The organism is Rhizobium grahamii (genome assembly GCF_009498215.1).
GTDB lineage: Bacteria > Pseudomonadota > Alphaproteobacteria > Rhizobiales > Rhizobiaceae > Rhizobium > Rhizobium grahamii_A.
Window position 1 is genome coordinate 1,878,924 of record NZ_CP043498.1, and the last position, 25,597, is coordinate 1,904,520.

At 60.2% G+C, this 25,597-nt stretch carries 20 protein-coding genes, 1 other RNA gene and 2 pseudogenes; 7 read left to right on the forward strand and 16 right to left on the reverse strand.

Annotated elements, in window-relative coordinates:
- Nucleotide 1 precedes the first annotated feature (1 nt).
- From ftsW to FZ934_RS09285, 15 genes and pseudogenes are all read right to left on the reverse strand, one after another.
- Nucleotides 2–1,157, reverse strand: a pseudogene (ftsW, locus tag FZ934_RS09215) (putative lipid II flippase FtsW).
- A gap of 1 nt (nucleotide 1,158) precedes the next feature.
- Nucleotides 1,159–2,571, reverse strand: coding sequence for a UDP-N-acetylmuramoyl-L-alanine--D-glutamate ligase (murD, locus tag FZ934_RS09220; protein WP_153270832.1), 1,413 nt, complete (start codon nucleotides 2,569–2,571; stop codon nucleotides 1,159–1,161).
- A gap of 7 nt (nucleotides 2,572–2,578) precedes the next feature.
- Nucleotides 2,579–3,679, reverse strand: a complete 1,101-nt coding sequence (gene mraY / locus FZ934_RS09225) for a phospho-N-acetylmuramoyl-pentapeptide-transferase (RefSeq protein ID WP_113363434.1) — start codon at nucleotides 3,677–3,679, stop codon at nucleotides 2,579–2,581.
- Nucleotides 3,680–3,701: 22 nt separating this feature from the next.
- Nucleotides 3,702–5,135 (reverse strand): UDP-N-acetylmuramoylalanyl-D-glutamyl-2,6-diaminopimelate--D-alanyl-D-alanine ligase, encoded by a 1,434-nt coding sequence (locus FZ934_RS09230; protein WP_153270833.1) that lies wholly within the window; start codon nucleotides 5,133–5,135, stop codon nucleotides 3,702–3,704.
- Entirely contained in the window at nucleotides 5,132–6,592 is a 1,461-nt protein-coding gene (locus FZ934_RS09235) for a UDP-N-acetylmuramoyl-L-alanyl-D-glutamate--2,6-diaminopimelate ligase (protein WP_153270834.1), read from the reverse strand. Before FZ934_RS09235 ends, FZ934_RS09230 begins: the two co-directional genes overlap by 4 nt.
- Nucleotides 6,593–6,659: 67 nt before the next feature.
- Nucleotides 6,660–8,408 carry a peptidoglycan D,D-transpeptidase FtsI family protein gene (locus FZ934_RS09240; protein ID WP_153270835.1) on the reverse strand — a complete coding sequence of 583 codons (1,749 nt, stop codon included), beginning with the start codon at nucleotides 8,406–8,408 and terminating at the stop codon, nucleotides 6,660–6,662.
- Between the two features lie 2 nt (nucleotides 8,409–8,410).
- Nucleotides 8,411–8,818 (reverse strand): cell division protein FtsL, encoded by a 408-nt coding sequence (gene ftsL, locus FZ934_RS09245; RefSeq protein WP_153270836.1) that lies wholly within the window; start codon nucleotides 8,816–8,818, stop codon nucleotides 8,411–8,413.
- A 1-nt stretch (nucleotide 8,819) separates the two neighbouring features.
- Nucleotides 8,820–9,845 (reverse strand): 16S rRNA (cytosine(1402)-N(4))-methyltransferase RsmH, encoded by a 1,026-nt coding sequence (gene rsmH / locus FZ934_RS09250; protein WP_153270837.1) that lies wholly within the window; start codon nucleotides 9,843–9,845, stop codon nucleotides 8,820–8,822.
- Between the two features lie 14 nt (nucleotides 9,846–9,859).
- A complete protein-coding gene (gene mraZ, locus FZ934_RS09255; protein WP_246737865.1) occupies nucleotides 9,860–10,300 on the reverse strand; it encodes a division/cell wall cluster transcriptional repressor MraZ in 441 nt (146 codons plus the stop codon).
- Between the two features lie 772 nt (nucleotides 10,301–11,072).
- Nucleotides 11,073–11,471: RNase P RNA component class A (rnpB, locus tag FZ934_RS09260), an RNA gene on the reverse strand.
- A 54-nt stretch (nucleotides 11,472–11,525) separates the two neighbouring features.
- Entirely contained in the window at nucleotides 11,526–12,701 is a 1,176-nt protein-coding gene (locus FZ934_RS09265) for an NAD(P)/FAD-dependent oxidoreductase (RefSeq protein ID WP_153270839.1), read from the reverse strand.
- Nucleotides 12,691–13,899, reverse strand: a complete 1,209-nt coding sequence (locus FZ934_RS09270; protein WP_153270840.1) for an NAD(P)/FAD-dependent oxidoreductase — start codon at nucleotides 13,897–13,899, stop codon at nucleotides 12,691–12,693. The genes FZ934_RS09265 and FZ934_RS09270 overlap by 11 nt, the downstream gene beginning before the upstream one ends.
- A 99-nt stretch (nucleotides 13,900–13,998) precedes the next feature.
- Nucleotides 13,999–14,553 carry a lytic transglycosylase domain-containing protein gene (locus tag FZ934_RS09275; RefSeq protein WP_153270841.1) on the reverse strand — a complete coding sequence of 185 codons (555 nt, stop codon included), beginning with the start codon at nucleotides 14,551–14,553 and terminating at the stop codon, nucleotides 13,999–14,001.
- Nucleotides 14,554–14,816: 263 nt separating this feature from the next.
- The gene (locus tag FZ934_RS09280; protein ID WP_153270842.1) at nucleotides 14,817–15,578 is read right to left on the reverse strand and encodes an N-acetylmuramoyl-L-alanine amidase; all 762 of its coding nucleotides are present in this window, start codon (nucleotides 15,576–15,578) and stop codon (nucleotides 14,817–14,819) included.
- A pseudogene (locus FZ934_RS09285) lies at nucleotides 15,575–16,281 on the reverse strand (TerB family tellurite resistance protein). The gene FZ934_RS09280 and the pseudogene FZ934_RS09285 overlap by 4 nt, the downstream one beginning before the upstream one ends.
- A gap of 378 nt (nucleotides 16,282–16,659) precedes the next feature.
- Between FZ934_RS09285 and FZ934_RS09290 the strand changes: the two are divergent.
- From FZ934_RS09290 to FZ934_RS09300, 3 genes are all read left to right on the forward strand, one after another.
- Nucleotides 16,660–17,871 carry a pyrophosphate--fructose-6-phosphate 1-phosphotransferase gene (locus FZ934_RS09290; protein WP_153270843.1) on the forward strand — a complete coding sequence of 404 codons (1,212 nt, stop codon included), beginning with the start codon at nucleotides 16,660–16,662 and terminating at the stop codon, nucleotides 17,869–17,871.
- Nucleotides 17,872–17,928: 57 nt separating this feature from the next.
- The gene (locus FZ934_RS09295; protein ID WP_153270844.1) at nucleotides 17,929–18,564 is read left to right on the forward strand and encodes a LysE family translocator; all 636 of its coding nucleotides are present in this window, start codon (nucleotides 17,929–17,931) and stop codon (nucleotides 18,562–18,564) included.
- Nucleotides 18,565–18,677: 113 nt separating this feature from the next.
- Nucleotides 18,678–19,589, forward strand: coding sequence for a lytic transglycosylase domain-containing protein (locus FZ934_RS09300; protein WP_153270845.1), 912 nt, complete (start codon nucleotides 18,678–18,680; stop codon nucleotides 19,587–19,589).
- Nucleotides 19,590–19,596: 7 nt separating this feature from the next.
- Here FZ934_RS09300 and FZ934_RS09305 read toward each other — a convergent pair whose 3' ends face one another.
- Nucleotides 19,597–20,982 (reverse strand): serine hydrolase domain-containing protein, encoded by a 1,386-nt coding sequence (locus tag FZ934_RS09305; protein WP_153270846.1) that lies wholly within the window; start codon nucleotides 20,980–20,982, stop codon nucleotides 19,597–19,599.
- Between the two features lie 177 nt (nucleotides 20,983–21,159).
- On the opposite strand from FZ934_RS09305, the gene FZ934_RS09310 reads away from it, so the two are divergent.
- The 4 genes from FZ934_RS09310 (at nucleotide 21,160) to FZ934_RS09325 (ending at nucleotide 25,311) form a co-directional block, all read left to right on the forward strand.
- The gene (locus FZ934_RS09310; protein WP_153270847.1) at nucleotides 21,160–22,404 is read left to right on the forward strand and encodes a DUF3419 family protein; all 1,245 of its coding nucleotides are present in this window, start codon (nucleotides 21,160–21,162) and stop codon (nucleotides 22,402–22,404) included.
- On the forward strand, nucleotides 22,401–23,069 hold the full coding sequence (locus FZ934_RS09315; RefSeq protein ID WP_153270848.1) for a class I SAM-dependent methyltransferase: 669 nt from the start codon (nucleotides 22,401–22,403) through the stop codon (nucleotides 23,067–23,069). The genes FZ934_RS09310 and FZ934_RS09315 overlap by 4 nt, the downstream gene beginning before the upstream one ends.
- 130 nt (nucleotides 23,070–23,199) lie before the next feature.
- A complete protein-coding gene (locus FZ934_RS09320; RefSeq protein WP_153270849.1) occupies nucleotides 23,200–23,997 on the forward strand; it encodes a glycoside hydrolase family 25 protein in 798 nt (265 codons plus the stop codon).
- An 81-nt stretch (nucleotides 23,998–24,078) separates the two neighbouring features.
- Complete coding sequence (locus FZ934_RS09325) at nucleotides 24,079–25,311, forward strand: lytic murein transglycosylase (RefSeq protein ID WP_153270850.1); 1,233 nt, start codon at nucleotides 24,079–24,081, stop codon at nucleotides 25,309–25,311.
- Nucleotides 25,312–25,597: the final 286 nt, after the last annotated feature.

Sequence of the window (25,597 nt, forward strand, 5' to 3'; positions counted from 1 at the left end):
CTTACTCCGCCGGCATTCCATGCGCGACGCGGAAGAGGCTCCGGTCCTGCGCACGTTTTTTCCGGCCTGTGACGCGTCAGCGCGAGAATGAACCCGGCCGTGACGCAGATAGCGACCATCGACGAACCACCATAGGAAATCAGCGGCAGGGTCATGCCCTTCGCCGGCAGCAGTTCGAGATTGACGCCCACGTTGATGATGGACTGTATGCCGATCTGCAGCACGAGACCAGCGACGGCGAACCGGTTGAAGTCGTTCCGCTCCTTGTAGGCATGCGAGAGACCGCGCAGCACGAGGACCGAAAACAGCGCCACGAGCGCCATGCAGAAAACGATTCCGAACTCTTCGGCCGCGACCGAGAAGATGAAGTCGGTGTGCGCGTCCGGGATGATGCGCTTGACGATCCCCTCGCCGGGCCCCTGGCCAAACCAGTCGCCGCGAATGATGGCTTCGCGTGCGGTGTCGATCTGGAAGGTGTCGCCCTCGCCGGTCATGAACTTGTCGATACGCAGCGCCACGTGCGGGAAGACGTAATAGGCGGTCACCAGACCGCCGACGCCGCCGCAGCCGAGCAGGATGATCCAGATCCACGGCATGCCCGCCATGAAGAACATGCCACCCCAGACAGCCGTCGTCAGGATCGTCTGGCCAAGGTCGGGCTGCGCGACAAGAAGGGCCGCGACGATACCGAAGAGGATGATGGCAAACAGATTGCCCGGAATTTCAGGCTGGCGCGCATGCTCGGCAAACAGCCAGGCGCAGACGACGACAAAGGCCGGCTTCATGAATTCCGACGGCTGGATCGAGATGCCGGCCAGCGTAACCCAACGGCGCGAGCCCTTGACTTCGACGCCGAAGAACAGCGCCAGCAACATCATGCTCAGCGCAACGATCAGAAGAATGATCGCCGTGCGCCGCACCTGACGAGGGGTCAGGAAGGAGAGCCCGAGCATCACCCCGATGGAGGGGATCATGAAGGCCGCATGCCGCTTGACGAAGTGGAAAGGCTCCAGCCCGATGCGCTCCGCGACCGCAGGCGATGCCGCGAAGGACAGCATGAAGCCGATGCCCATCAGGAAGATGAACATCGCCAGGAAAAAGCGGTCGATGGTCCAAAACCAATCGGCCAGAGGCCCACGTTCCGCGCGGCTTACCATGTCATTTATCTCCTGTTGCCGAACCGATCAGCATGGTGATTCCGTCGAGCGCTGCCACATGGCTGACAAATGCATCGCCCCTGACTTCGAAGTTCTTATATTGGTCGAAGCTTGCGCAAGCCGGGGATAACATCACGGCCAGTGGGCCGCTTTCATCTTTCTCGGCATCCGCGGCAGCATGTGCGACTGCCCGCTCCAACGTCCCGGAAATCTCGTAAGGCACCGCCTCGCCGAGCGTCGCGGCAAACTCCGCCGCAGCCTCGCCGATCAGGTAAGCCTTCGCGATCCGTGGGAAGAATCCCGTCAGGGATGTTATGCCGCCAGCTTTCGGCAGCCCGCCTGCGATCCAGTAGATCCGGTCGTAGCTCGAAAGCGCCGGCGCTGCCGCGTCGGCATTCGTCGCCTTGGAATCGTTGACGAAAACAACGTTCCCGCGCCGTCCGACCGGCTGCATGCGATGCTTGAGACCGGGGAACGAAGCGAGCCCGGCGCGGATTTCATCCTCCGAGACACCGACGGCAAGGCACGCAGCAACGGCAGCGGCAGCGTTCTGTGCGTTGTGGCTGCCCCGCAGCGTCTGGATACCGTCGAGATCCGCGATCGGGTTCATCGCAGCACCCGCCGCCCGGATGAGCTTGGTACCTTCGGCATAAATGCCGTCGGCAAGCGTAAGGCGCTTCGAAATCCTGATGACCTTGCCGCCAGTCCGCTCGACCCGGTCGGCGATGATCTCGCAGTAGCTGTCGTCGACACCAATGACGGCAACGTCGCTGCCGGCCACAAGCCGTTCCTTGACGTCGGCATAATGCTGCATCGTGCCATGACGATCGAGATGATCGGGCGTCAAGTTGAGCAGGATGCCAGCGGACGGATTGAGCGTCGGCGCAAGATCGATCTGGTACGACGAGCATTCGACGACGTAGAAGCGCCCGGCCCTCGGCGGTTCCAGCGTCAGGACAGCAGTTCCGATATTGCCGCCAAGCTGGGTGTCGCGACCACTGGACTTCAGGATATGCGCGATCAGGGCTGTCGTCGTCGATTTGCCGTTGGTGCCTGTTATGGCAATGAACGGGCAATCGGGAGCATGCGCCCGGCGCTCGCGGACGAAAAGTTCTACATCTCCAACGATGTCGACGCCGGCGGCACGTGCAAGATCGACAGTCCAGTGCGGTTTCGGATGCGTCAGTGGCACGCCCGGCGAAAGCACGAACAGCGACTGCACGCTCCAGTCGATCGTGCGCAGATCGGCCGTATGGATGCCCTCGGCTGCGGCCTTGGTTACGCTATCGGGATTGTCATCCCATGCCGTAACGTCTGCGCCGCCCAGTTTCAGGGCTCTGGCCGTGGCAAAGCCCGAGCCACCGAGCCCGAACAGCGCGACTTTCTTACCGGCGAGCGTCGTAACGGGAATCATTGCCGCCTCACCGCAGCTTCAGGGTGGAGAGGCCGAGCAAGGCGAGACCGCCGGCGATGATCCAGAAACGGATCACGACCTGGCTTTCCGTCCAGCCCTTCTTTTCGAAGTGGTGGTGGATCGGCGCCATCAGGAACACGCGCCGGCCGGTCATCTTGAAGAAGCCCACCTGGATGATGACCGAAAGCGTTTCCATCACGAACAGCCCACCGATGATCGCCATGACGATCTCGTGCTTGGTAGCGACGGCAACCGTGCCGATCGTGCCGCCGAGCGCCAGCGAGCCGGTATCCCCCATGAAAATGGCGGCGGGAGGCGCGTTGAACCACAGGAAGCCGAGGCCCGCACCGATGACGGCGCCAAGCACCACAGAAAGCTCGCCGGTGCCGGGCACGAAGTTGATCTGCAGATAGTTCGCGAAAACGGCGTTACCGGCGAGGTAGGCAATCACGCCGAAGGAAGCCGCAGCAATCATGACAGGAACGATGGCAAGGCCATCAAGACCGTCTGTCAGGTTGACGGCATTGCCGGCGCCGACGATCACGAAGCCGCCGAAGACGACGAACATGATGCCGAGATTGAGCATGAAATCCTTGAAGAACGGGAAGGCGATCGACGACCCGAACGTGGAACCGGCCGCACCGGAAGCCAGCGCCGTGCGCATCATGAAATAGACGGCGATACCGGCGATAACGAACTCGATGCCGAGACGAGCCTTGCCGGAGAAACCCTTGTGGCTCTGCTTGGTGACCTTCAGGTAGTCGTCATAGAAGCCGATCGCGCCGAAGCCGAGGGTGACGAGCAACGTTGCGACAACGTAGACGTTGGAAAGATCGGCCCAGAGCAGCGACGACCCCACGATACCTGCGAGAATCATCAGGCCGCCCATAGTCGGCGTACCGGCCTTCTTGAAGTGCGTCTGCGGCCCGTCGGCGCGGATCGGCTGCCCCTTGCCCTGGCGGATGCGCAAGGATCGGATGATCATCGGTCCGAACAGGAAGACGATGAAGGCGGACGTAAACAGGGAGGCGCCCGTGCGGAAGGTAATGTACCTGAAGAGATTCAAAAACTTCAGGTGTTCCGACAGTTCGACAAGCCAAATCAGCATTCAGGGCCCCTTGTTTACCCGCTCAAAAATCGCGTTGCGTGTCGGCAAATGGCGGGAACTTGTCAAGGAGCGCGGCAACGATCTTGCCGAAACCGATACCCAGTGACGATTTTACCATCAGCACGTCGCCCGACGCGACAGAGTTCAGTACATATTCCGTTAGTTCAGCGGTGTTCTCGTAGTGAACGACCTCTACGCTCTCGGGGAGCGATTCCTTCAGTGCAGCCATCTCCGGACCGGCAAGCCAGACGTGCTCGATGCCTGCCGCAAGCAGTGGTCCGGCCAAATCCGAATGGACCTTCTGCGCGTAGTCGCCCATCTCAAGCATGTCGCCCAGCACAGCCACGCGACGACCGCCCGCCGTTGGGGCTGAGCTTGCAAGCACGGCGATCGCAGCCCTCATCGAAGCCGGGTTGGCGTTGTAGCTCTCGTCGATAACAGTGAAGGTGCCGTGGCCGGTCGTCAGCTTGTGACGGCGCCCCCTGCCCTTTTCCGGCTGCAGCGTTGCAAGTGCGCCGATGGCCTGCTGCATGTCCGCGCCGACGATGCTGACGACACCAAGCGCCGCCAGCGCATTCTCGGCGATGTGCCGGCCAGGAGCACCGATCGCGACTTCCTTGGTGTCGCCGTCGATCGTGATCCAAAGGGTAGAGCTCTGATCCGAGCCATTGAACTCGGCCAGGCGGAAGTCCGCCTTGGCATGCTGTCCGAAGGAATGGATATGCTGGATACCGCAGGCCTGTGCGGTGCGTTCCAGGAAATTGAACTGGTCATTGTCCCGGTTCAGCACGACCTGGCCGCCCGGCACCACGCCCTCGAAGATTTCGGCCTTCGCCGTCGCGATCTCGCGAATGCTCTTGAAGTTGCCGAGATGCGCGGGAGCGATCGTGGTGATGACCGCGACATGCGGCTGGATCATCTTCACCAGCGGCCGTATCTCGTCGGGGTGGTTCATGCCGACCTCGAAGACGCCGAAATAGGTGTCGAGCGGCATACGGGCGAGCGTCAGCGGCACGCCCCAATGATTGTTGAAAGACGCCACGGAGGCATGCACCTTCCCCGACGGCGACAAGACGCGTCGCAGCATCTCCTTGGTCGTCGTCTTGCCGACCGAACCCGTCACGGCAATGATCTGGGCACGCGAACGGGCGCGCGACGCCTGTCCGAGCTTGCCGAGTGCAGCCAGCACGTCCTCGACGACAATCATCGGAACGGTAAGCCGGCCCATGGCGGGCAGACGAGCTTCGCTGACGACAAGAAGCGCAGCGCCGTTCGCCATCGCCATCGAGGCATAGTCGTGACCATCGACGCGGTCGCCCTTGATGGCAAAGAACGCTTCGCCCGGCCCAATCGAGCGGCTGTCGATGGAAATTCCGGTGATGCCTTCAGGCAAGGTGCCGAATGGCCGCCCGGCCATCGCGGCAATCATGTCTTCCGTCGTCCAAAGCCAGCTCACGATTTCAGCTCCTCCAAAGCCTTACGCAATTCGGCATGATCCGAAAATGGCAGGGTGACGCTCCCGATCGTCTGCCCTTCCTCGTGCCCCTTGCCGGCAACGATCAGCGTGTCGCCCGACGTCAGCATGGCGACCGAGGCGCGAATTGCCTCGGCGCGGTCCGCGACCTCGGTTGCGCAACTTGCAGCAGCCATGATCTCGGCACGAATGGAAGCCGGCTCTTCGGAACGCGGATTATCGTCGGTGACGATCACCACATCGGCCAGACGGCAGGCGATCTCGCCCATGATCGGGCGCTTGCCGCGGTCGCGATCGCCGCCGCAACCGAACACCACAATCACCCGGCCCGTCGTGAACGGCCGAACGGATTCAAGCACGTTGGAAAGCGCGTCCGGCTTGTGCGCGTAATCGACATAGGCGAGCGCGCCGTCCCTTGTGTGGCCAACCAGCTCGAGCCGGCCCGATGCACCCTGCAGCTTTTCAAGCGCTGCCATGGCAACCTTGGTCGGCACGCCCGTCGACATCGCAAGGCCCGCGGCTACGAGTGCATTGGCAACCTGGAAATCGCCGGCAAGCGGAATGTCGACCTCGAAGATTTCGCCATCGGCGTGAATCTCGGCGACCTGTTTGTGGCGGAAATGCTCGACGCGCTTCAGCGTCAGGTAGTCGCCCTTGCGGCCGACGGTGCGAACATCGTGCCCGGCCTCGCGCGCGGCCTTGATCGCCTGCTCCGACCAGGCATCGTCCGCGAAGATTACCGCAGGAGCGCCTTTCGGAAGCAGCGTGTCGAACAGCCGCATCTTCGCGGCCATGTAGCTCTCGATCGTCGGATGGTAGTCCATATGATCGCGGCCGAGATTGGTGAAGGCCGCAGCCGCCAGCTTCACGCCATCAAGCCGGCACTGGTCGAGACCGTGGCTGGAAGCCTCCATCGAGGCATGGGTAACACCTTCGTCCGCGAGTTCCGCCAGCAGCTTATGCAGCGAAACCGGATCCGGCGTCGTCAGCGAGCCGTATTCGTTGCGCGTCGGAGATACGACGCCTGTGGTGCCGATCATCGCGGCCGGATGGCCAGCATGAGCCCAGATCTGCCGCGTGAACGAGGCGACGGATGTCTTCCCGGCAGTACCGGTTACGGCAACCATCGTCTCCGGCTGCTTACCATAGAAGCGCGACGCCGCGATGGACAGGAAGCGACGCGGATCCTTGACAACGAGGACAGGGATCGAAGACTCGATGCCGTGGGAGGCAATTGCGACGACGGCGCCGCTCGTGGCTGCATCGGCAATGAAACCGGCTCCATCCGCTTTGGTCCCGGCAACGGCCACGAACACCATTCCGGGTTCGATCTTACGGCTGTCGGACGAAATGCCGGAAATAGCCAGCGCCCCGACGGAGCCAGCCAGTTGTTCTTCAAGTTCCGGAAACGCGTTCCCGGCGATGTCTCTCAAGTTCATCGAATGTACTTTTCTCTCTCGAGCCGCCGCGCCCCCGTGGCGAATCGGCTTCGACATTCATTCAGCCTTAATAAGACACCAACATGGCCGAGCCGTCGTCACCGAACTTGGGTTCCACACCGAGAATTGGCGCAGCGCGGGAAATGATGTTCTTCACCATCGGCGCGGCGGTATAGGCGGCGATGTTCTGCCCCTTCTCGCCGTTGTGCGGCTCGTCGCAGAAAGTCAGCACGATATACTTCGGATCGTCGATCGGAAACGCTGCCAGGAATGCGTTGAAGTTGAGGTTCGTCGCATAGCGGCCGTTGACGACCTTGTCGGCCGTGCCGGTCTTGCCGCCGACGTTGAAGCCGGGAACATCGGCGTTACGGCCGGAGCCCTTGATGCCGTTCAGCTTGAAGAGATAGCGGACGTCGTCGCTGGTCGTCTTCTTGACGACAACTTCAGCAACTTCATCGGCCTGTTCGCGGTTGCGCGGCAGGAAGGTCGGCTCGATGAGCTTTCCACCGTTGACGAGCGCCGCGCCGGCAACCGCCGTCTGCAGCGGCGTCGTGGAAACACCGTGGCCGAACGAGATCGTCACCGAGTTGATCTTCTTCCAGACCTTCGGCTGGCTCGGCATCTTCACTTCAGGCAGCTCGGTCTTCATCTTGGTCAACAGACCGAGTTTGGTCAGGTAGTCCTTCTGAGCATCGATACCGACGATGTCGATGATCCGCGCCGTACCGACGTTCGACGAATACTGGAAGACTTCAGGCAGCGTCAGCCAGCGGCGCTGGCCGTGGAAATCGTGGATGGTGAAGCCGCCGATGCGCAGAGGCTGCGTCGCGTCGAAGCTGTCGGTGAGCTTCACCTTGCCGGTATCGAGCGCCATGGCGAGCGAGAACGTCTTGAAGGTCGAGCCCATTTCGAACGTGCCGTTCGACATACGGTTCAGCCAGCCTTCCTTCGCGCCTTCCAGAGGATTGTTCGGATCGAAATCGGGCGCAGAGGCCATGGCGAGAACTTCGCCGGTGTGGACGTCGAGCACCACGGCGCCCGCGCCCTTGGCTTCATAATTCGTGACCGCATTCGCCACGACGTCGCGAACGATGTTCTGAACGCGGACGTCGATGGAAAGACGGACCGGCTCAAGCGGCTGGTCGCTGGTCATGCCGACAGAGGCAAGATCGGCAAGCCCCTGATCGTCGATGTACTTTTCCATGCCCGCAACGCCGCGGTTGTCGATGTTGACGTAGCCGAGAATATGCGCGGCCGTCGAGCCACCAGGGTAGAAGCGGCGCTTCTCCGGACGGAAGCCGATACCCGGAATACCGAGTGCCAGGATCTGGCTTTGCTGCTTCGGCGTCAGCTGGCGGCGCAGCCAGGCAAAGTGCGAGGTCCTGTTGGCAAGCTTCTTGTAGGTGCCCTTCATGTCGAGATCAGGCAGAACCGTCGACAGCTTCTCAACGGCTTCGTCGGCGTCGACGACCTTGTTCGGCTCGGCAAACAGCGAAACAGTGCGAATGTCCGTCGCCATCACCTCGCCATTGCGATCGAGGATATCCGGGCGAGACGCCATCAGACGATCCGGCGGCAGAATGCTCGAGACGACATCGGGATCACGCAGCGCGTATTCCACAAGGCGCCCACCGATGACGGCATAGACACCGAGGAAACCGATAATCAGAAGACCGACGCGGCTCTTGGCCTGTCCGGAGCGCTTCTTGCGCGAACCCTGGATGGAAACCTGCTGCGGTCCGCCCGAACGGCTATAGCCACCTGCGGAGAAGTGGGCCTGGCTCTTCGAAACCATGATACGTGAAAGAAAGGACATCTCTACTCCACAGATCCGGTTGCCATGAGATCCTCATCCTCGGCTTCGGGCGCAGCCGGAACGGGCTTCGCCTTTTTAGCGGAGCCAGCTTTTGCTTCGGTAATATCGGGAACGGGAATCTGCGACTTCAGCATCGGCAGCTCGCGTGCATGAACCAGCGAGGTCGAAGGCGTCGGCGCCAGCTGAAGCTCGCCGTTATAATTGTTGACGAGGCGTTCCAGACGGTTCGGCTGGGAAAGCAGAGCCCAGTCGGCCTTCAACAGGTCGATCGTATCCTTCTCGAGCTTGATTTCGGCCTCGAGGCGATGAACCTCTTCCAGCTTCAGTTCAGCGCGGTGCTTGATCGTGTAGGTGACAGCCGCCGCTGCGGTCATCACTCCAACAAGGACAAGGTCGAAGGTTCTTAGCATATCAGGCTCCGAGCTTCCCGAGGCTTGCAAGGCTGGGCAATCCGAAAATCGAAAGATCGGCCGGTTCGGCCGGCGCGTCGGTCCGGCGTCCGGCGCGCAGCTTCGCGGAGCGGGCACGCGGATTCGCCTCGGCCTCGGCTTCGCTCGCAGAAACCATGGACTTGCCAACGGTCTCGAACGTGGCGGCGCGCTCGTGCGCGATTGGCAGATGCCGGGAACCCGACGCCTTGCCTGCGCGGTCGCTGAAGAACTTCTTGACGATACGATCTTCGAGCGAGTGGAATGTCACCACGACCAGCCGGCCACCCGGCTTCAAGGCACGCTCGGCAGCGAAGAGCGCCTGAGCGAGTTCACCCAGCTCGTCGTTGACGAAAATACGAAGCGCCTGAAAAACGCGGGTCGCAGGATGGATCTTGTCCTTCATCTTGCGAGGCGTGACGAGCTCGATCAGGCCGGCAAGGTCCCGCGTCGTCTCGAACGGCTTCTCAAGGCGACGCTTCTCGATCGCGTGAGCGATCCGGGGAGACTGGCTCTCCTCGCCGAGAAAATGAAAAATGCGAATGAGATCAGCCACCTTGGCGCGATTGACGACATCGGCCGCGGAGACACCTGCGGCGGACATCCGCATGTCGAGCGGGCCATTCTTCTGAAAGGAAAAACCACGCTCGGCTTCGTCGATCTGCATCGACGAGACGCCGATATCCAGCACCACGCCATCGAGGCCCGAAATAGGCGCATGTTCGGCGAGCTGCGAAAACTGGGAATGAACCAGAGCAAGGCGACCGCCCCAAGCAGCCACCATCGCGCTACCGGCAGCGATAGCAGTCGGATCGCGATCGAGAGCAATCACATCGGCGCCTGCCGAGAGGATTGCCGACGTGTAACCGCCAGCACCAAAGGTGCCATCGAGAATAACCTTGCCGGCAGCCGGCTCGAGCGCCGCAAGCACCTCGGCAAGAAGGACTGGAATGTGGCGAACCGGTCCGCCACCGGCATCAGATGAACCTCCGCCAGGATTCGCCACCATTCCGTCCCCTTGTCCTATCCGGGACGCCCGCCAATCGGCCTGCGACCCTCTCGTGCAATTGCCTGAGCAGCCAGAAACGCTTCGGGCTGCCACAGCTGAAAATGATCCGCCCGACCGACGAAGGCCACCTCGTCCGTGATACCGGTAAAGTCCCGAACGAAGTTCGTGACCAGCAACCGCCCTTCCGCATCGAGCTTCATGAAGACGCCGCCCCCATGAACAAGAAGCGACATCCGGTTCGACTCCGGCGAGAACGGATCCTCGGACGCAATCTGCCGCTCGAACCGCTCCAGCAAGTCCGAACCGCCGATACTGATCGCCGGAAACACAAAATCCTGGAAACAGTACAGCTCCTGGATATTGCGTTGCGCTAGCACGGAACGAAACGCCGCAGGCACGGAAACCCTGCCCTTGGAATCGATCCGGTTGGTCGCATGCGAAAGGAAGCGGCTCATGACACGAAACATCCGTTTCCGAAAGAACCCCAGCAAAATTCAGATGCCCGGGACTCCCAACTTCAGACACAGCTTCGCAAGCCGAGCGAAGTAAACTTCGCCCAACATCCCCACGGAGGGAGACGCCTCTACTTTGCGATGAACGGGCGTCAAATCGCCCTTGTGCAGTGCCTAATTGGGATAACATGGGTCCATATGGGCGTCAATGGGAAACGCCCTTCTCGCGATGAGCGCACATCGGAAATTTATAAGCTGTTAAGTTTAACAAACGGTTAGGATCGGCTCTCGACGTCCCTTATCGACCGGCTGAAACCCCAGGGGAAAAGACGGCTTCTGCTTGAAAAGATGCATCTACAAACGCGCCCGCAGGCGCTTCTACGCCAATTGGACGAAGGCCTTCATGAGCCGGATTGGTTCCCATCATTAAGTGGAAGCCACTAAAGGCTACGCCGGAGAACCCTCACGGATGAAACATAGTATTTTAGCCAATTGAAATATTAAAGAGCAGAATTATATGGTCGCGGAGAACAAACAGAGAAGCCACGGAGTATCTCCCATGACAAACTTCACGTTGAAGGGAATTCTATATGGGCTAAAGCAAAGACCCGGCGCCCCGGTTTCTCTGGCGAAGCAAGGAATGACCGCGGAAATTCAATGCATTTCCTGCGGAAAGACATTCAAGCGCTGGTCTATGCTTTCATCAAGCATCACGGTTTGCGACGAATGTCTGCCTAACAAGCAGACCGCTCACTGAACCGAGCATTAGGAAAAAATCGCCAGTTGGCCTGTAAGCCGGGTTCTGTATGGCTCCGGCCGAAACCGGAACGTGGCAGCCATTCCTCTGGGACGACGTTTACACGCCGCCTCACGCAACCCACCCGGATGACTGGCCTAGAAACCGGCCGGCAAACTTTCGCTTACCGCGTCATCCCTATTCGGTCTTGCTCCCGGTGGGGTTTACCTTGCCATCGCCGTTACCGGAAATGCGGTGGGCTCTTACCCCACCCTTTCACCCTTACCGACGCCAGGCGTCGGCGGTTTGCTTTCTGTGGCACTTTCCCTGAGGTCACCCTCGCCGGACGTTATCCGGCACCGTGTTTCCATGGAGCCCGGACTTTCCTCACCCTACCGCCTTTCGGCATTGGTAAAGCGCGGCTGCCCGGCCAACTGACAACGCTCCCTTAACGGAGAGCGTTTGCGAATGCCACCGAAATTCCGCAGGCAACTACCGGAAATATGGGCGAAAGTCGGTCGCATAGCCCTGATCGCCGATTTCGCCGCGCAGAAGCAGCTCCGCACCCAATCTGCCAAGCTCATCGGAACTCTTGGCGGAAGTACCGGCGCAGCCGGTGAGAACAGCAATCGCAGGCGACGCCGTGTAACCGATCATCGGAAGCCCGCTCGGCGTATGCGAGACAACGCACGATGCCGTCGACACCGAGCGTGGTCGCAGCCTCGGAACGAGATCGGCTACGATCCGGGCGAGATGGTCGCGCGCGACCTCGCGTTCGTCCGTTCGGAACCAGTTCCGCAGTTCACGATCGCTGCGCAGCACATGATCATCAGGATCGCCACCGATCTTCAGATAGAGCTTACCGTCAGGATAGCGGATTGATGGGAGAAGATAGATGTCGATCCCTGGCGCTTCGAGAATGAGGGACGGCATTCCCGCAAAAAGCGCAGCGTCCTCCTCGCTGACCTCGAACAAAGCAACGGTCCGCCCCTTAACCGACATATCAACAGACGGCCGCAACAGATTCTCGGAAATGGAAAACCCGCCGGCGGCGAGCAAAACCTTCTCGGCCGTCAATCGGCTGCCCCCCGCAGTCTCGACGACAGCTCCCCCACTCTGCTCATTGATGGAAACGACGTGGTCCCGCACGATGGAAGCGCCCGCCCTCTCGGCCAGCAGCGACTGTGCTTTCACGAGCTTGCGAGGGCTAATGTAACCTGCCCCGCGCCCCTCGAATATCCCGCATGTCAGATCGGGAAACGCAAACTGAGGAAACCGCGATGCCATGGCCGCGGGGTCGAGCATTGCCGTCTCGACGCCCAGCCGCTCCGCCGCCTGCCGTGTCCTTGCAAGATAGTCGCTCCCCTCGGAAGCTGCGATCATGCAACCCGCTTCGGTATAGAAGTCGATGCCGCTTTCTTTGGCGATCTCGTCATAGCGGGCAATCGAGCGGTTGGCGAGCAAAGCCCATGTCGGATCCCTATCGATGGAACGGGTGATCCGGCCCTCGTCGTAATGACTGGCAAACACTCCGTCATGGCGCTTGTGATCGACAGGCTCGTCAGGCCCGATCACTGACACGCCATCCGCCTGCCGCGCCAGATGTCTTGCAGCCGCAGCGCCCATCATGCCGCGCCCGACGACGAGATATTTGAAATCAACGGCCATGCGATGCCCTCATGACTGGCGTCAGTTGCTCGCCGAAATTCTCCGGTCCGAGCACGCCGTCTGTCATCAACACGGCTCCCAGCCGTCCTATCTCGTCACTGGATTTGGCTGCAACGAAATTTCCACCGGTCAGAACCGCAATGCGGGATGATGCCGTGAACCCGGCATAGGGATAAGCGGTTCTCGTGAAAGTCGCGACGCATGAAGCAGAACTGATCGGGCACCCTGCAAGACCGGGCATCAGCGTTTGCGCCGTGGCGGCGATGATGTCCCGTTCGGAAGGATTGCCCTCGGAGCGGAACCATTCTCCGGCAGATTCCAGGGTCTCGAAGACCTGGGCTTCGGTGTCGCCGCCAAGCTTGAGATAGGTCTTGCCGTCGGGATAGGGAACCGGGGGAAGGATATAGACGTGATCGTCATCGGTTTCGCCGAAGACGATGGCAGCAGGCATCGATCCGAAAGTCTCAAGCTCGCGTTCGCCCAGTTCGAAAAACACGACCGTGCGTGCCGCCACCCGAACGTCGACGGGCTCCGGAAGCAGACTGTTGAAATTCGTGAAGCCGCCAGCGGCCACGAGGATACGCTCGGCACTATATGTCTTACCGCCGACCTCGACCTCGACCTCGACGTACGAGCCGACGTCACGGACGCCGGTCACCGTTGCATCGATCACCTCAACCCCACCTGCCTGCGCCAGCGTTGACTGCGCCCGCACCAGGGCACGCGGATTGATATGACCGGCCCGCCTTTCCTGGAAAAACCCATGGAAAGACCCGTCGATGTTGAATTGCGGGAACCGCCCGCGCAGCGTCGCCGGATCCAGCGTCTCGACATCAAGATCGAGCACGCCGGCAACATCAAGCGCCCGCCCGAGGTACCCCTCGCCGGCCCGTGGCTTCGGACCGGCAAACAGGCATCCGACTTCCGAAAAGAAGGAGATGCCGCTTCTTGCCTCGATATCGGCATAGCGATCGAGCGATCGATCTGCGAGCGTTGCCCAGACCATATTGTCGTCGAAGGTGCGCGTGATGCACGCCTCGTCGTAATGGCTGGCGAAAACGCCTTGGTGGTTTTTCCGGTCAGAGGGCTCGCCCGGACCGATCAGCGCAATGCCGTCGATCATCCCGGACAGATGGCGGGCCGCTGCCGCGCCCATCATACCCCGACCGATCACGATCACCTTGAAATCAACTGCCATGCCTCACCTCGTTCCGAGGTCAGATAGCACGCGCACCGCGTTGATTCATATTATTGAGTGCGCGTCGGAAGTGATTCACCGACAAGCGTTTCCGGACAGTCAGTCCAGCATTGCCAGGACTTTGCCGCAGTAGGCCTTGGAGACCGGGTTCATGCGCGTGGCGCCATGACCGGCATTGTACTTGAGGATGGTATCGCAGGTTTCGCCACCGCCGAGATGATGCGCGGCTGCAAGATACTTCATGCCATACTTGATGTTGGTGTCGGGATCGAAGAGGCCCTTCTTGGAGCCAGCGTAGCCCATCATCTTCGCCGTCGCCGGCTTGATCTGCATGAGGCCGATTTCACCGGCGCTGCCGCGTGCATTCGGATTGAAGTTGCTCTCGACGCGGACGACCGCACGGGCAAGCTCTACAGGAACGTCATACTGCTTGGCATACTTGACGATGATGGCGGAGTAGTTGCCCTTGGCGCCGATATTTGAAACCGCTTTGCCTTTGGTTTCGATATTTGGAACCGCGAAGCCGGTGGTCCGGTTGACGGTCTTTAGAGCCAAGGTCTGCTTGGACTTGTTGCCCCAGTCACCTGCAAAAGCGGAATTGAATCCCATCAGCAGTGTGCACGCGCACACCACAGCAGAAATAAACTTTCTCATGTAGTCTAATTACTCCGATCAAACGACTTTCCTGACGCAGCCAAAGCATTGCATCAGAAAATTAGAAGATGAATTTCGGAACCCATCCTGGATATTCGTCGTTGTTCAATTTTACGCCAGCTATATCACCCAAACTAAGCATCTGGCGCCGTTCAGCGAGCGGCTTTAGACCATCGCAATGAGGAGATAATAGGGAAATGGTGTGGCAAGCCGGCGAACTCCCTAAATCTGGGGAGACGCGACGTCCCACAAGAGGCTTGCGATCAGGAGTAACGAGGCAGCGCAGCCAGCAATCTATGCAGCGTGTCGATGGTCGAAAAATCGGCTATCCCGTCGACGCGCTCGGGGCGGAAATGGCGTTGGAACGCTTCGATTTCGCCAGCCATCTTGTCGGAGAATTCGCCTGTGATCTCAGTTCCGTAGCCATAAAGCGACAGCATCGACTGCAAGGCCTCTATCGGCTGCCCGCTATCGCCACGTTGGAAAAATCTTCCACCGGTAATGGCCGCAGGCTCGATCCAGTGCCCGACACCTGCCCCGAAAAGCTCCGACCATGGAAAATTTTCGCCCGGATCGAGCTTGCGTCGGGGCGCAATATCGGAGTGCCCAAGCACTCTTTCGGGCGCAATTGACCAACGTTTGCCACAATCGAGACACAATTCGATCACCGCATCGATCTGCGCCTGCGGATAAGCAGGCAAACCGCCGGGATGACCGGCATTGGCAATCTCGATCCCGATGGAACGCGAATTGATATCGCTCTCGCCGCGCCAGATGCTCTTGCCGGCGTGCCAGGCGCGTCGGGCCTCGGGAACGAGCTGCAGCACCTCGCCGTTCTCCCGCACGAAGTAGTGGCTGGAGACCTGGCTTTCCTCGCGACAGAGCCAGTCCAGCGCCCCTTCGGAGGTCGGCATGCCGGTATAATGTAGAATGATCATATCAGGCACGCGCGCATCGACGCGCTCGCCATGGTTCGGAGATGCCTGGACGATCGCCTTCTTGAAGTCAGCCTCGAACGAGGTCATGCGGCGCGGCGTTCCTTCTCGATCTCCTCATAGGCGGCGTTCAGCGCCGCCATGCGTTCGTTCGCGATCGCATGGAATTCCGCCGGCACGCCGCGGGAGATCAGCCGATCGGGATGATGCTCGCTGACCAGACCATGATAGCGGCGTCTGATCGTGCTGAAATCATCGGACGGCGAAACACCGAGCACCTTGTATGGATCGCGCCCCATGGAAACATGACGCGCCGCGATGCGGTCGAAGCGTTCTTCGCTCATGTGGAAGATCTCGGCGACGTGCTGCAGGAAGTCCATTTCCTTCTCGTGGATCAGACCGTCGGCCTTGGCGATATGGAACAGCCCGTCGAGAACCTCTTCAAGCACCGGGCAATTGGCGGCGCAGGTCACGCACAGCGTCGAAAGACGCTCGGCATAGGCCTCATAACCGGCAACGTCCTGGCGTGCGAGATTATAAAGACGCGCAACGTTCGTCGCCTGATCCGGAGGAAACTCGAATATCTCGCGAAAGGCATCCACTTCCTTCTCGCTGACGATGCCGTCGGCTTTCGCCATCTTGGCTGACAACGCGATGATGGCGACGGAGAACGCGACCTTCCGGCGGGTCTCGGGTCTCCCTCGAAAACCGTGCGGATTGCTTCAACGACCGCCGAAAGCGCATTCCCGGCGGTATTGCCGATCGCGTTGAGCAATTTTTCCCAAAAGGACATCGAGGCCTCTCGCCTATTCAAAAACGAATGTCACCTTGACCAAATAAAAAGAGGGTTTGCAAGGCGACGATTGGTCGTACCCCCGAAAACACCTTTCACAATTCTGTACGGTCAGATCGCGCGAATGGTTTTCCGGCTGCATCGGAGAATCGACGAACGAGGCGTGAAAGAGTACCGCCGGATCCGATTTCCACAATAGTTCTTCTCAAGCAGCCTGCGCTTGAAACGATTATATCCGCTCTTCCCGCGTCGTTGTACCGTAAGCCGCCGGATACGGTCCATTTTTCATGAAAACAACACTTTACAGCGCCCTTTCCCTGCCGCATCCATGCGTTACCTAAAACACGCAGACGCGTTGAAATGGAAGGCGGAGGGATCATGGCCAAACAGAAAGTCGCAATGCTCACGGCTGGGGGCCTGGCACCATGTCTGTCATCCGCGGTTGGCGGTCTTATCGAGCGATATAGCGACGTAGCGCCTGATATCGAGCTCATCGCTTACAAATCCGGATACCAGGGCGTTCTACTGGGTGACAGCATCGCAATCACACCGCAGATACGCGAGAAAGCAGCGTTGCTGCACCGCTACGGCGGCTCGCCGATCGGCAACAGCCGCGTGAAGCTGACCAACGCCGCCGACTGCGTGAAGCGCGGCCTCGTCAAGGAAGGCGAAAACCCTCTTCGCGTCGCGGCCGAGCGGCTAGCCAACGATGGCGTTTCGATCCTGCATACGATCGGCGGCGACGACACCAACACGACAGCCGCGGACCTTGCGGCCTATCTCGCGGCCAACGGCTACAATCTCACCGTCGTCGGCCTTCCGAAGACGGTCGACAACGACGTCGTGCCGATCAAGCAGTCGCTTGGCGCATGGACGGCAGCTGAGGTCGGCGCCCATTTCTTCGACAACGTCAGCAACGAACAGACCGCCGCCCCGCGCACTCTTATTATACACGAGGTCATGGGCCGCCATTGCGGCTGGCTGACGGCTGCGACGGCGCGCGCCTACCTTCAGCGCAACAAGCATAACGAATATGTTGACGGCCTGATGACCAACGCCGGAATGAAGAGCATCAACGCCGTCTACCTGCCGGAGCTCGCCTTCGAGCTGGAGCAGGAAGCCGCTCGTCTGAAGGAAGTCATGGATCGTACCGGATACGCCACGGTGTTCGTTTCCGAAGGCGCATGCCTCGATGCCATCGTTGCCGAGCGCGAGGCAGCGGGCGAAACCGTCAAGCGCGACGCATTCGGCCACGTGAAGATCGATACGATCAACGTCGGCGGCTGGTTCCAGAAGCAGTTTGCGAGCCTAGTCAACGCCGAACGCTCACTGGTCCAGAAGTCAGGCTACTTCGCGCGCTCCGCGCCTGCCAACGCCGACGACCTGCGCCTTATCCAGAGCATGACCGACCTCGCCGTCGAGAGCGCGCTCAACAAGGTGTCGGGCGTGACCGGCCATGACGAAGGCCAGGGCGGCAAGCTTCGCACGATCGAGTTCCCCCGAATCAAGGGTGGCAAGCCTTTCGACGTATCCACGAAGTGGTTCGGCGAGGTGATGACGACGATCGGCCAGAAATACAAGGCAGCATGATTGACGCAAGGTAGATATGGTGTCTTTGCTTGTTTCTGAGGAATAGGAGGAGTCGTCATGTCGCTCGAAGCCTGGTTTGCTTTCGCTGCTGCATCCGCCATCATGCTTGCCATTCCGGGGCCGACGATATTGCTCGTCGTCTCCTATGCGCTGGGTCATGGGCGGAAGACGGCATTTGCGACGGTAACGGGCGTAGCGCTCGGTGATTTCACTGCAATGACGGCCTCCCTCTTCGGTCTTGGCGCGCTGCTTGCCACCTCGGCGGCGCTGTTCACGACGCTGAAATGGATTGGCGGAGCGTATCTTATATGGCTTGGCATCAAGCTGTGGCGCGCCCCGATCGTCTCCGGTCCGCTGGCTGACAACGACAACCTTCCGGAAGAAAAGTCGCTCAAGATCTTCCTTCATGCCTATGTAGTGACTGCGCTCAATCCGAAGAGCATCGTCTTCTTCGTCGCCTTCGTTCCACAGTTCCTCAATCCGGCCCTCCCCTTCGTCAATCAGATGCTGATCATGGAGGCAACCTTCCTGGTGCTAGCCACCATCAACGCCTCGACCTATGCGCTCGCCGCGCACGCCGCGCGCGCCCTCATTCGCAAGGCGAGCGTGCAGCGCGCCGTCAACCGCACTGGCGGCACTTTGCTGATCGCGGCAGGCGCCGTAACGGCCGGATACCGTCGAATTGCAGCGTGAATATTTCCGGTGGGTTGCCGAAAAGCAACGAATAGGTTAATTGGCAAATCAGGGCTTAAGGTTCTTGGTAACTTTTAACGCTGCCGGGGCGGCGCGTTCACGAAAGTGAGAGTATGGTAGCGAACGGATTTTCCGGCCTTAAACGCGGTCTCATCGTCTCTACGATGCTGTGCGGCGTGGCCGCTGGATGCTCCAGCGTCGAATACACCTCACAGGCTGAATTGACCGCGGTGCAGGTCGTCGTTCCGACGCCGCGCCCGGGCGAAGATGCAACCATGGCAGCCGTACCGGCCGCCGAAGGCGCACAAGCTGCGACCGTTGCCGGTATCGACCAGCCTGCTCCTTCCGTCGCGACCGCAGCCATGCCGGCGACAGACGCCACGCAGCAGGCCGAACCGACCGCCTACGCACAAATTCCGCTGGCACCCGAGATGACGGCCATTCAGTCCGTTGTCCCGACCCCGCGGCCGGGCACGCCGTCTCCGTCGACGCAGCTCGCCTTTGCGGCCACCCCGCAGAACGGCGCGGTTGCTGCGCTGTCGATCATCGACACGACGCCGCATCCGATGATGGATTATGGCTTCGATACGTCAGGCCCGATGGATCCGCCGACCGCGCCTCCGATGTTCAGCGACGATGAGACCGACGATGGTGCTCCGACGGTCGAAAAGAGCGCGATCACCAAGATCATCGAGAAGTATTCCAAGATCTATCAGGTTCCGGCCTCTCTGCTGCATCGCGTTGTCCACCGCGAAAGCCGCTACAATCCGAAGGCCTACAACAAGCGCGGCTACTTCGGCCTCATGCAGATCAAGTACAACACCGCCAAGTCGATGGGCTATGACGGCCAGCCGGCCGGTCTGTTCGACGCCGAGACCAACATCAAATATGCCGCCAAGTACCTGCGCGGTGCCTGGCTGGTATCTGATAGCAGCGAAGACGATGCGGTCCGGCTCTATGCTCGCGGCTATTACTATGATGCCAAGCGCAAGGGCATGGACGACGTTGCCCAGGGCAACTACTGACGTCGTCCTATCGAGCGGCGCCAGATAGCGCCGCGACAACCTCTTTCAGCAATGGTTGCGGTGTATAGTTGAACGCGCGCGGCGTAAGGCCGAGCCTGACGACCACCAGCCCGGCCGACGGAACGACGGCGATGCTCTGGCCGTCATGCCCCTCCATCCAGAACGCATCGGATGGAATGCCGATTGCCTCGTTGTCAGGGGCTCCCGGAAGGCGGATCCAGGTCTGCATTTGAGAATAGACGCCGTCCGAGGAGCGCGTTCCCTGCCGCATCATTCCGACGAACCCCTCCGGCAGCAATCTCTGACCGTTCCAAACGCCATCCTGCAGGATGAACTGGCCGAATCGGGCCCAGTCTCTAGCGGTTGCGTAGAGATAGGAGCCGCCGGAGAACGTACCGCGGGCGTCGGTCTCGAACACGGCGCTGGACATCCCAAGCGGATCGAAGAGCGCCTGGCGCGGATAATCGAGCGCTGCCCGCTGGTCGCCGATGCGATCCATCCAGATCCGCGAGATCAGCACAGACGTCCCGCTTGAATAGTTGAAGGTCGTGCCGGGTTCGTACTTCCGCGAAAGACCAGCCGGCAACGCCGTCTGGTCGGGATCGAGATAGAGCATGCGGGTCACGTCGGAGACGGCACCGTAGTTCTCGTTGAAGCGCAGACCGCTTTCCATGCCGAGAAGATTCGCCAGCGTGATCGCGGCCCGGTCGTCCCCGCTCCACTGCGGCAACAGCTTCGATTCATCCAGCCGGATACTTCCCTTCGACATCAGCGTACCCAGAATCGCAGCATTGACGGTCTTGGTCATTGACCAGCCGAGCAGCGGCGTGTTCGGTCCGAATCCCGGGCCATATGCCTCCGCGATAATTCGCCCGTCATGGACGACGACTACAGCACGCATATTCGGTCCGACGAGATCCTGGCGCGTCAGCAGTGTGGCAACGCTGCCGTCGCCCGTCGTGGCAACCTCGTTACCCGTGGGCCACGAGGCCGTGTTTGCTGTCTGAGGCACGCCTGGTTCGTCGGGCAAGGAGTTCTGGGCGGTCGCGAAATCACCATCCGGGACCGTCGCGCAACCGAACGCACCGCGATACATCGCATAATTGGGTGCAAACAGCCCCAAGATACGCGCCGCGACCCGCTTCTGCTCGCGGTCGACGTCCACGCGAATGAGCCGCAGCAAGGGGTTTCCGGGCGCCTGCACATCATCGGCAAGCACCTCCTTCGGATCCCGACCGGCGATGAACACGTTCGAACACACGATCTTTGCCGCGTAGCCATCTCCGACCCGTAGCAACTCCGGTGGCTTGAAGTGCAGCCATGCTGCCCCTGCAACGACTGCAGCACCGGCGAGAACCGCCAAGCTCCTGACGATACGCATCACAAACCCCATGACCGCCCCTCCAGACTGACAATAGAGAAGCAGGAAAAAAACGACCGGAAAAGCCCCTTCCCCGAACACTTTCTGTGACTGTCCTTTTCCGGAATGAAGGTCGCCCACAGGCTGCGTCATCAAACTGTAGCGCCGCCGCGCTAAACGCCCTGAACGCTAAAAGGGTGAAAGACTCACATGACGGAATTTGCACCGGATGCCGGCTTCCGCAAGAACCGGAAACTCAAGGCAGCTCTCCTCCGCCACAAGGCATTTTCGAAGGATGGTTTGTCGGAGCGCCTGTTCGGCCTCCTGTTTTCCGGTCTCGTCTACCCGCAAATCTGGGAAGACCCGGATCTCGACATGGAAGCGATGGAGCTGCAACCGCACCATCGCATCGTCACGATCGGCTCCGGCGGCTGCAACATGCTGGCCTATCTGTCACAAAACCCGGCATCGATCGATGTGGTCGACCTCAACCCTCACCATATCGCGCTGAACCGCCTGAAGCTCGGCGCCTTCAGCCATCTTCCCGGACATGCCGATCTGGTGCGCTTCCTCGCGGTTCCCTACGAGGCGTCGAACAGCCAGGCATTTGACCGTTTTCTGGCCTCCAACCTCGACGCCGCCACGCGTGATTACTGGAACGGGCGCAAGTACGGCCGCCGCCGGATCACGGTGTTCGACAGAAACCTCTACAAGACCGGCCTGCTCGGGCGCTTCATCGGTGCGGCACACTTGCTGGCCCGCCTGCACGGCATCGACCTGACCGAGATGACGAAGACGCGCTCGCTGCGCGAACAGCGCCAGTTCTTCGACGACAAGATCGCACCGCTGTTCGAAAAGCCCGTTGTCCGCTGGATCACTAGCCAGAAGAGCTCGCTCTTCGGCCTTGGCATTCCGCCGCAGCAGTATGACGAGCTGGCAAGTTTGGCAGCCGATCATTCGATCGCCCCGGTCCTGAGACACCGCCTCGAAAAGCTCGCCTGTCATTTCCCGATGAACGACAACTACTTCGCCTGGCAGGCCTTCGGACGACGCTACGCTCCTGACGGCGAAGGCCCGTTGCCGACCTATCTCAAGGCCGAGCACTACGATGCCATTCGCGCCAACGTCGACCGTGTGAGCGTTCACCACGCAAGCTTCACCGAGCTCCTGTCTTCCGAACCGGCAGCATCGCGCGACCGATACGTCCTGCTCGACGCGCAGGACTGGATGACGGATCAGCAACTGAACGATCTCTGGTCCGAAATCACCCGCACGGCTCGCGAAGGCGCACGCGTGATTTTCCGCACGGCAGCCGAAAAGAGCATCATCGAAGGCCGCCTCTCCCCTGCCATCCGCGAGCAGTGGACCTATCTCGAGGACCGTTCGCTTGCGCTGACCGCACTTGACCGCTCGGCGATCTACGGCGGCTTCCATATCTATGAGAAGACCCCATGAGCGAAGCGGAAACCGCGACAGCAAACTCGGCCGGCCATGCAGCGCTGATGGACGGCATGTATCGCTACCAGCGGCACATCTATGACCTCACGCGAAAATATTATCTGCTCGGTCGCGACCAGACCATCCGCGAACTGCATGTGCCTGATGGCGGCAGCCTTCTCGAAGTCGCCTGCGGCACGGGGCGAAACCTCATCCTGGCACATCAGCGTTACCGGAGCGCCAAGCTCTACGGTTTCGATATCTCCCAGGAAATGCTGATCTCTGCACGCAAGACCTTCCGGGCTGACGGCGCCTCGGCTGACTTTCGTGTCGCCGATGCGACCAGTTTCACGCCGCGCGAATTCGGCGTATCGGGGTTCGATCGGATTCTGATCTCCTACGCCGTGTCGATGATCCCTGACTGGGAGCGCGCGGTCGATGCGGCGCTGGCTGCGCTCAATCCCGGCGGGCAGCTTCACATTGTCGATTTCGGACAGCAGGAAGGCCTCCCTCGCTGGTTCCGCGCGACGCTGCAATCCTGGCTGACCAAGTTTCATGTCAGCCCGAGAGCCAACCTTCGCACCGTCCTGGAGGCCAAGGCGACAGAAGTCGGAGCAGTCTTCGCGTTCAACACCATGGCCAGAGGCTATGCGTGGCGCGCAACGATTATTAAGGCGCGCTAATATTTCGCTTGAAACTAACCGAATTTTTACGTTGATATGATGAAAAGAGGGGCATCTCTCTGCTGGACGCGTCTTTCACGAAGGTCAGGCTGTGGGGCAAAAAGATCATTCGGTTCACGACGGAACATCCATGCGCCGGCTCCTGTCTTGCGTCTTGCCTTTGGCCATCATGCTGGCCGGCTGCACATCATCGGGTTATGACTATCTGCAAACCGCGTCGGTAAAGCCGAAAACGCGCTTTCAGGACACCGATCCGCAGGACTTCGGCCCGAAGCATCCCCTGCAAAATCCCGTCCACGGCATCGACATCTCCAAGTGGCAGGGTGACATCGACTGGCAGACGGTCCGCAACTCCGGCGTCGCCTTCGCATTCATCAAGGCCACGGAAGGCAAGGATCGCGTCGATCCTCGTTTCAATGAATATTGGCAGCAGGCCCGCGCCGTCGGCATTCCGCACGCGCCCTATCATTTCTACTATTTCTGCTCTTCCGCGGATGAGCAGGCTGATTGGTTCATCAGCAACGTTCCGAAGGAAGCAATGCGGCTCCCGCCCGTCCTCGATGTCGAATGGAACAGCGAATCGAAAACCTGCAGATACCGCCCCGACCCGGCAACCGTACGCGCCGAACTTCAGCGCTTCATGGATCGGCTGGAGGCCTATTACGGAAAGCGGCCGATCATCTATACCTCGGTCGACTTTCACCGCGATAACCTGGCCGGCTATTTCCAGGACTATCATTTCTGGGTTCGCTCCGTGGCGAAGCATCCTGACGTGACCTATGCGGACCGTCGCTGGGCGTTCTGGCAATATACGTCGACGGGTGTCATCCCAGGCATCAAGGGCCCCACTGACATCAATGTATTCGCTGGTTCGACGAAGAACTGGCACAACTGGGTTGCGGCGGTTTCAAAAGACACGAATTCTTAGTAACGTCCCGTCGTCTTTCTTGCTTCCGTCACAATCATTTGGGACATCGACAGCAATTTCCGCAACGACGAGGTCAAAATCATGCGCCGTACGCCTGCAAGCAGTTCTATGCTCGCTCTTCTGTTCACCGCGAGCCTGGCAACCGCCGCATCGGCGCAGACCGCTGACCCCAAGCCGGTAGCCGCTCAACAACCAGCAGTCGCCTGCGATGGCGATCTGACAGCGTTCCTGGCTGGCGTGAAATCCGAAGCAATCGCTGCCGGTGCAACGGCCGAAGCCGTGGACAAGGCCTTGGCCGGTGCTGAGATCGACCCGAAGGTCCTGAGCCGCGACCGCGCCCAGGGCGTCTTCAAGCAGACCTTCCTTGAATTCTCCCAGCGCACGGTAAGCCAGGCACGCCTCGACATCGGCCGCCAGAAGATGAAGCAGTTCGCCGATGTCTTCGCCCGTGCCGAGCAGGAATTCGGCGTACCCGCCGGCGTCATCACCGCATTCTGGGCGATGGAAACGGACTTCGGCGCCGTTCAGGGCGATTTCAACACCCGCAATGCTCTTGTCACGCTCGCGCACGATTGCCGCCGTCCGGAACTGTTCCGGCCGCAGCTGATCGCGCTCATCGAGATGGTCCAGCACGGCGACCTCGATCCGGCGACGAACACAGGCGCATGGGCCGGCGAAATCGGCCAGGTGCAGATGCTGCCGCGCGACATCATCGCCTATGGCGTTGACGGCGACGGCGACGGGCATGTACGCCTCAAGCAGAGCGGTCCGGACGCCATCCTGACCGCAGCCAAGTTCATTCAGCACCTCGGCTTCCAGAAGGGCCAGCCTTGGCTGCAGGAAGTCACGCTGCCTGATACCCTCCCCTGGGAGAAATCGGGCCTCGGTGGCTCCCTGACCGCCGGAGAATGGTTCGCGCTCGGCGTGAAGCCACGCGACGGCAATACCAGCTTCGGCAACCTTCGCGGCGACCTCGTACTGCCGCAGGGACGGCTCGGGCCGGCGTTCATTGCCTATCCTAATTTCCAGATCTATCTCGAATGGAACAAGTCGTTCATCTACACGACCTCGGCCGCCTATTTCGGGACCCGCCTCTCCGGTTCCGAGCCCTATCAGAAGGGAACGCCCGAGCAGGGTCTGTCGAACGACCAGATGAAGGCGCTGCAGACGAAGCTCAATTCGATGGGGCATGACGTCGGCCAGATCGACGGCATTCTCGGTTCCGGTACGCGCGTAGCCATCCAGAAGGAACAGCAGCGCCTCGGCATGCCCGCCGACGGCTGGGCGACGCCTGCCCTGCTCGGCTCTCTCTGAGGCTCCCAGGTGAATTCTGGTCGAAGCCGGCCACTGCCGGCTTTGACTCACAAAAGCGGCTGCAATCCCGCTTTTAGCGTTAACGGTGGATCGCCCTTCTTTACTCCACGTTAAAAAGTGTGAATATTTTTTCGACCTGTTACCTCTTTTGTTTCATGGGCTTAACCAAAAGAGACCTTGCTTTTCGTGACATTTTTGCCGCACCGCAGCACAAAAAGCGCTTTTCAAGCGTCACAGTCCGGACATATTATCACCTCGTTAACGCGAGGAGACAGACATGGGACTC

Coding starts and splice junctions, on each gene's coding strand:
- murD (WP_153270832.1), bottom strand. CDS start 2,571: ATGATTCCCGTTACGACGCTCGCCGGTAAGAAAGTCGCGCTGTTCGGG.
- mraY (WP_113363434.1), bottom strand. CDS start 3,679: ATGCTGATTTGGCTTGTCGAACTGTCGGAACACCTGAAGTTTTTGAAT.
- FZ934_RS09235 (WP_153270834.1), bottom strand. CDS start 6,592: ATGAACTTGAGAGACATCGCCGGGAACGCGTTTCCGGAACTTGAAGAA.
- FZ934_RS09240 (WP_153270835.1), bottom strand. CDS start 8,408: ATGTCCTTTCTTTCACGTATCATGGTTTCGAAGAGCCAGGCCCACTTC.
- ftsL (WP_153270836.1), bottom strand. CDS start 8,818: ATGCTAAGAACCTTCGACCTTGTCCTTGTTGGAGTGATGACCGCAGCG.
- rsmH (WP_153270837.1), bottom strand. CDS start 9,845: ATGGTGGCGAATCCTGGCGGAGGTTCATCTGATGCCGGTGGCGGACCG.
- mraZ (WP_246737865.1), bottom strand. CDS start 10,300: ATGAGCCGCTTCCTTTCGCATGCGACCAACCGGATCGATTCCAAGGGC.
- FZ934_RS09265 (WP_153270839.1), bottom strand. CDS start 12,701: ATGGCCGTTGATTTCAAATATCTCGTCGTCGGGCGCGGCATGATGGGC.
- FZ934_RS09270 (WP_153270840.1), bottom strand. CDS start 13,899: ATGGCAGTTGATTTCAAGGTGATCGTGATCGGTCGGGGTATGATGGGC.
- FZ934_RS09275 (WP_153270841.1), bottom strand. CDS start 14,553: ATGAGAAAGTTTATTTCTGCTGTGGTGTGCGCGTGCACACTGCTGATG.
- FZ934_RS09280 (WP_153270842.1), bottom strand. CDS start 15,578: ATGACCTCGTTCGAGGCTGACTTCAAGAAGGCGATCGTCCAGGCATCT.
- FZ934_RS09290 (WP_153270843.1), top strand. CDS start 16,660: ATGGCCAAACAGAAAGTCGCAATGCTCACGGCTGGGGGCCTGGCACCA.
- FZ934_RS09295 (WP_153270844.1), top strand. CDS start 17,929: ATGTCGCTCGAAGCCTGGTTTGCTTTCGCTGCTGCATCCGCCATCATG.
- FZ934_RS09300 (WP_153270845.1), top strand. CDS start 18,678: ATGGTAGCGAACGGATTTTCCGGCCTTAAACGCGGTCTCATCGTCTCT.
- FZ934_RS09305 (WP_153270846.1), bottom strand. CDS start 20,982: ATGGGGTTTGTGATGCGTATCGTCAGGAGCTTGGCGGTTCTCGCCGGT.
- FZ934_RS09310 (WP_153270847.1), top strand. CDS start 21,160: ATGACGGAATTTGCACCGGATGCCGGCTTCCGCAAGAACCGGAAACTC.
- FZ934_RS09315 (WP_153270848.1), top strand. CDS start 22,401: ATGAGCGAAGCGGAAACCGCGACAGCAAACTCGGCCGGCCATGCAGCG.
- FZ934_RS09320 (WP_153270849.1), top strand. CDS start 23,200: ATGCGCCGGCTCCTGTCTTGCGTCTTGCCTTTGGCCATCATGCTGGCC.
- FZ934_RS09325 (WP_153270850.1), top strand. CDS start 24,079: ATGCGCCGTACGCCTGCAAGCAGTTCTATGCTCGCTCTTCTGTTCACC.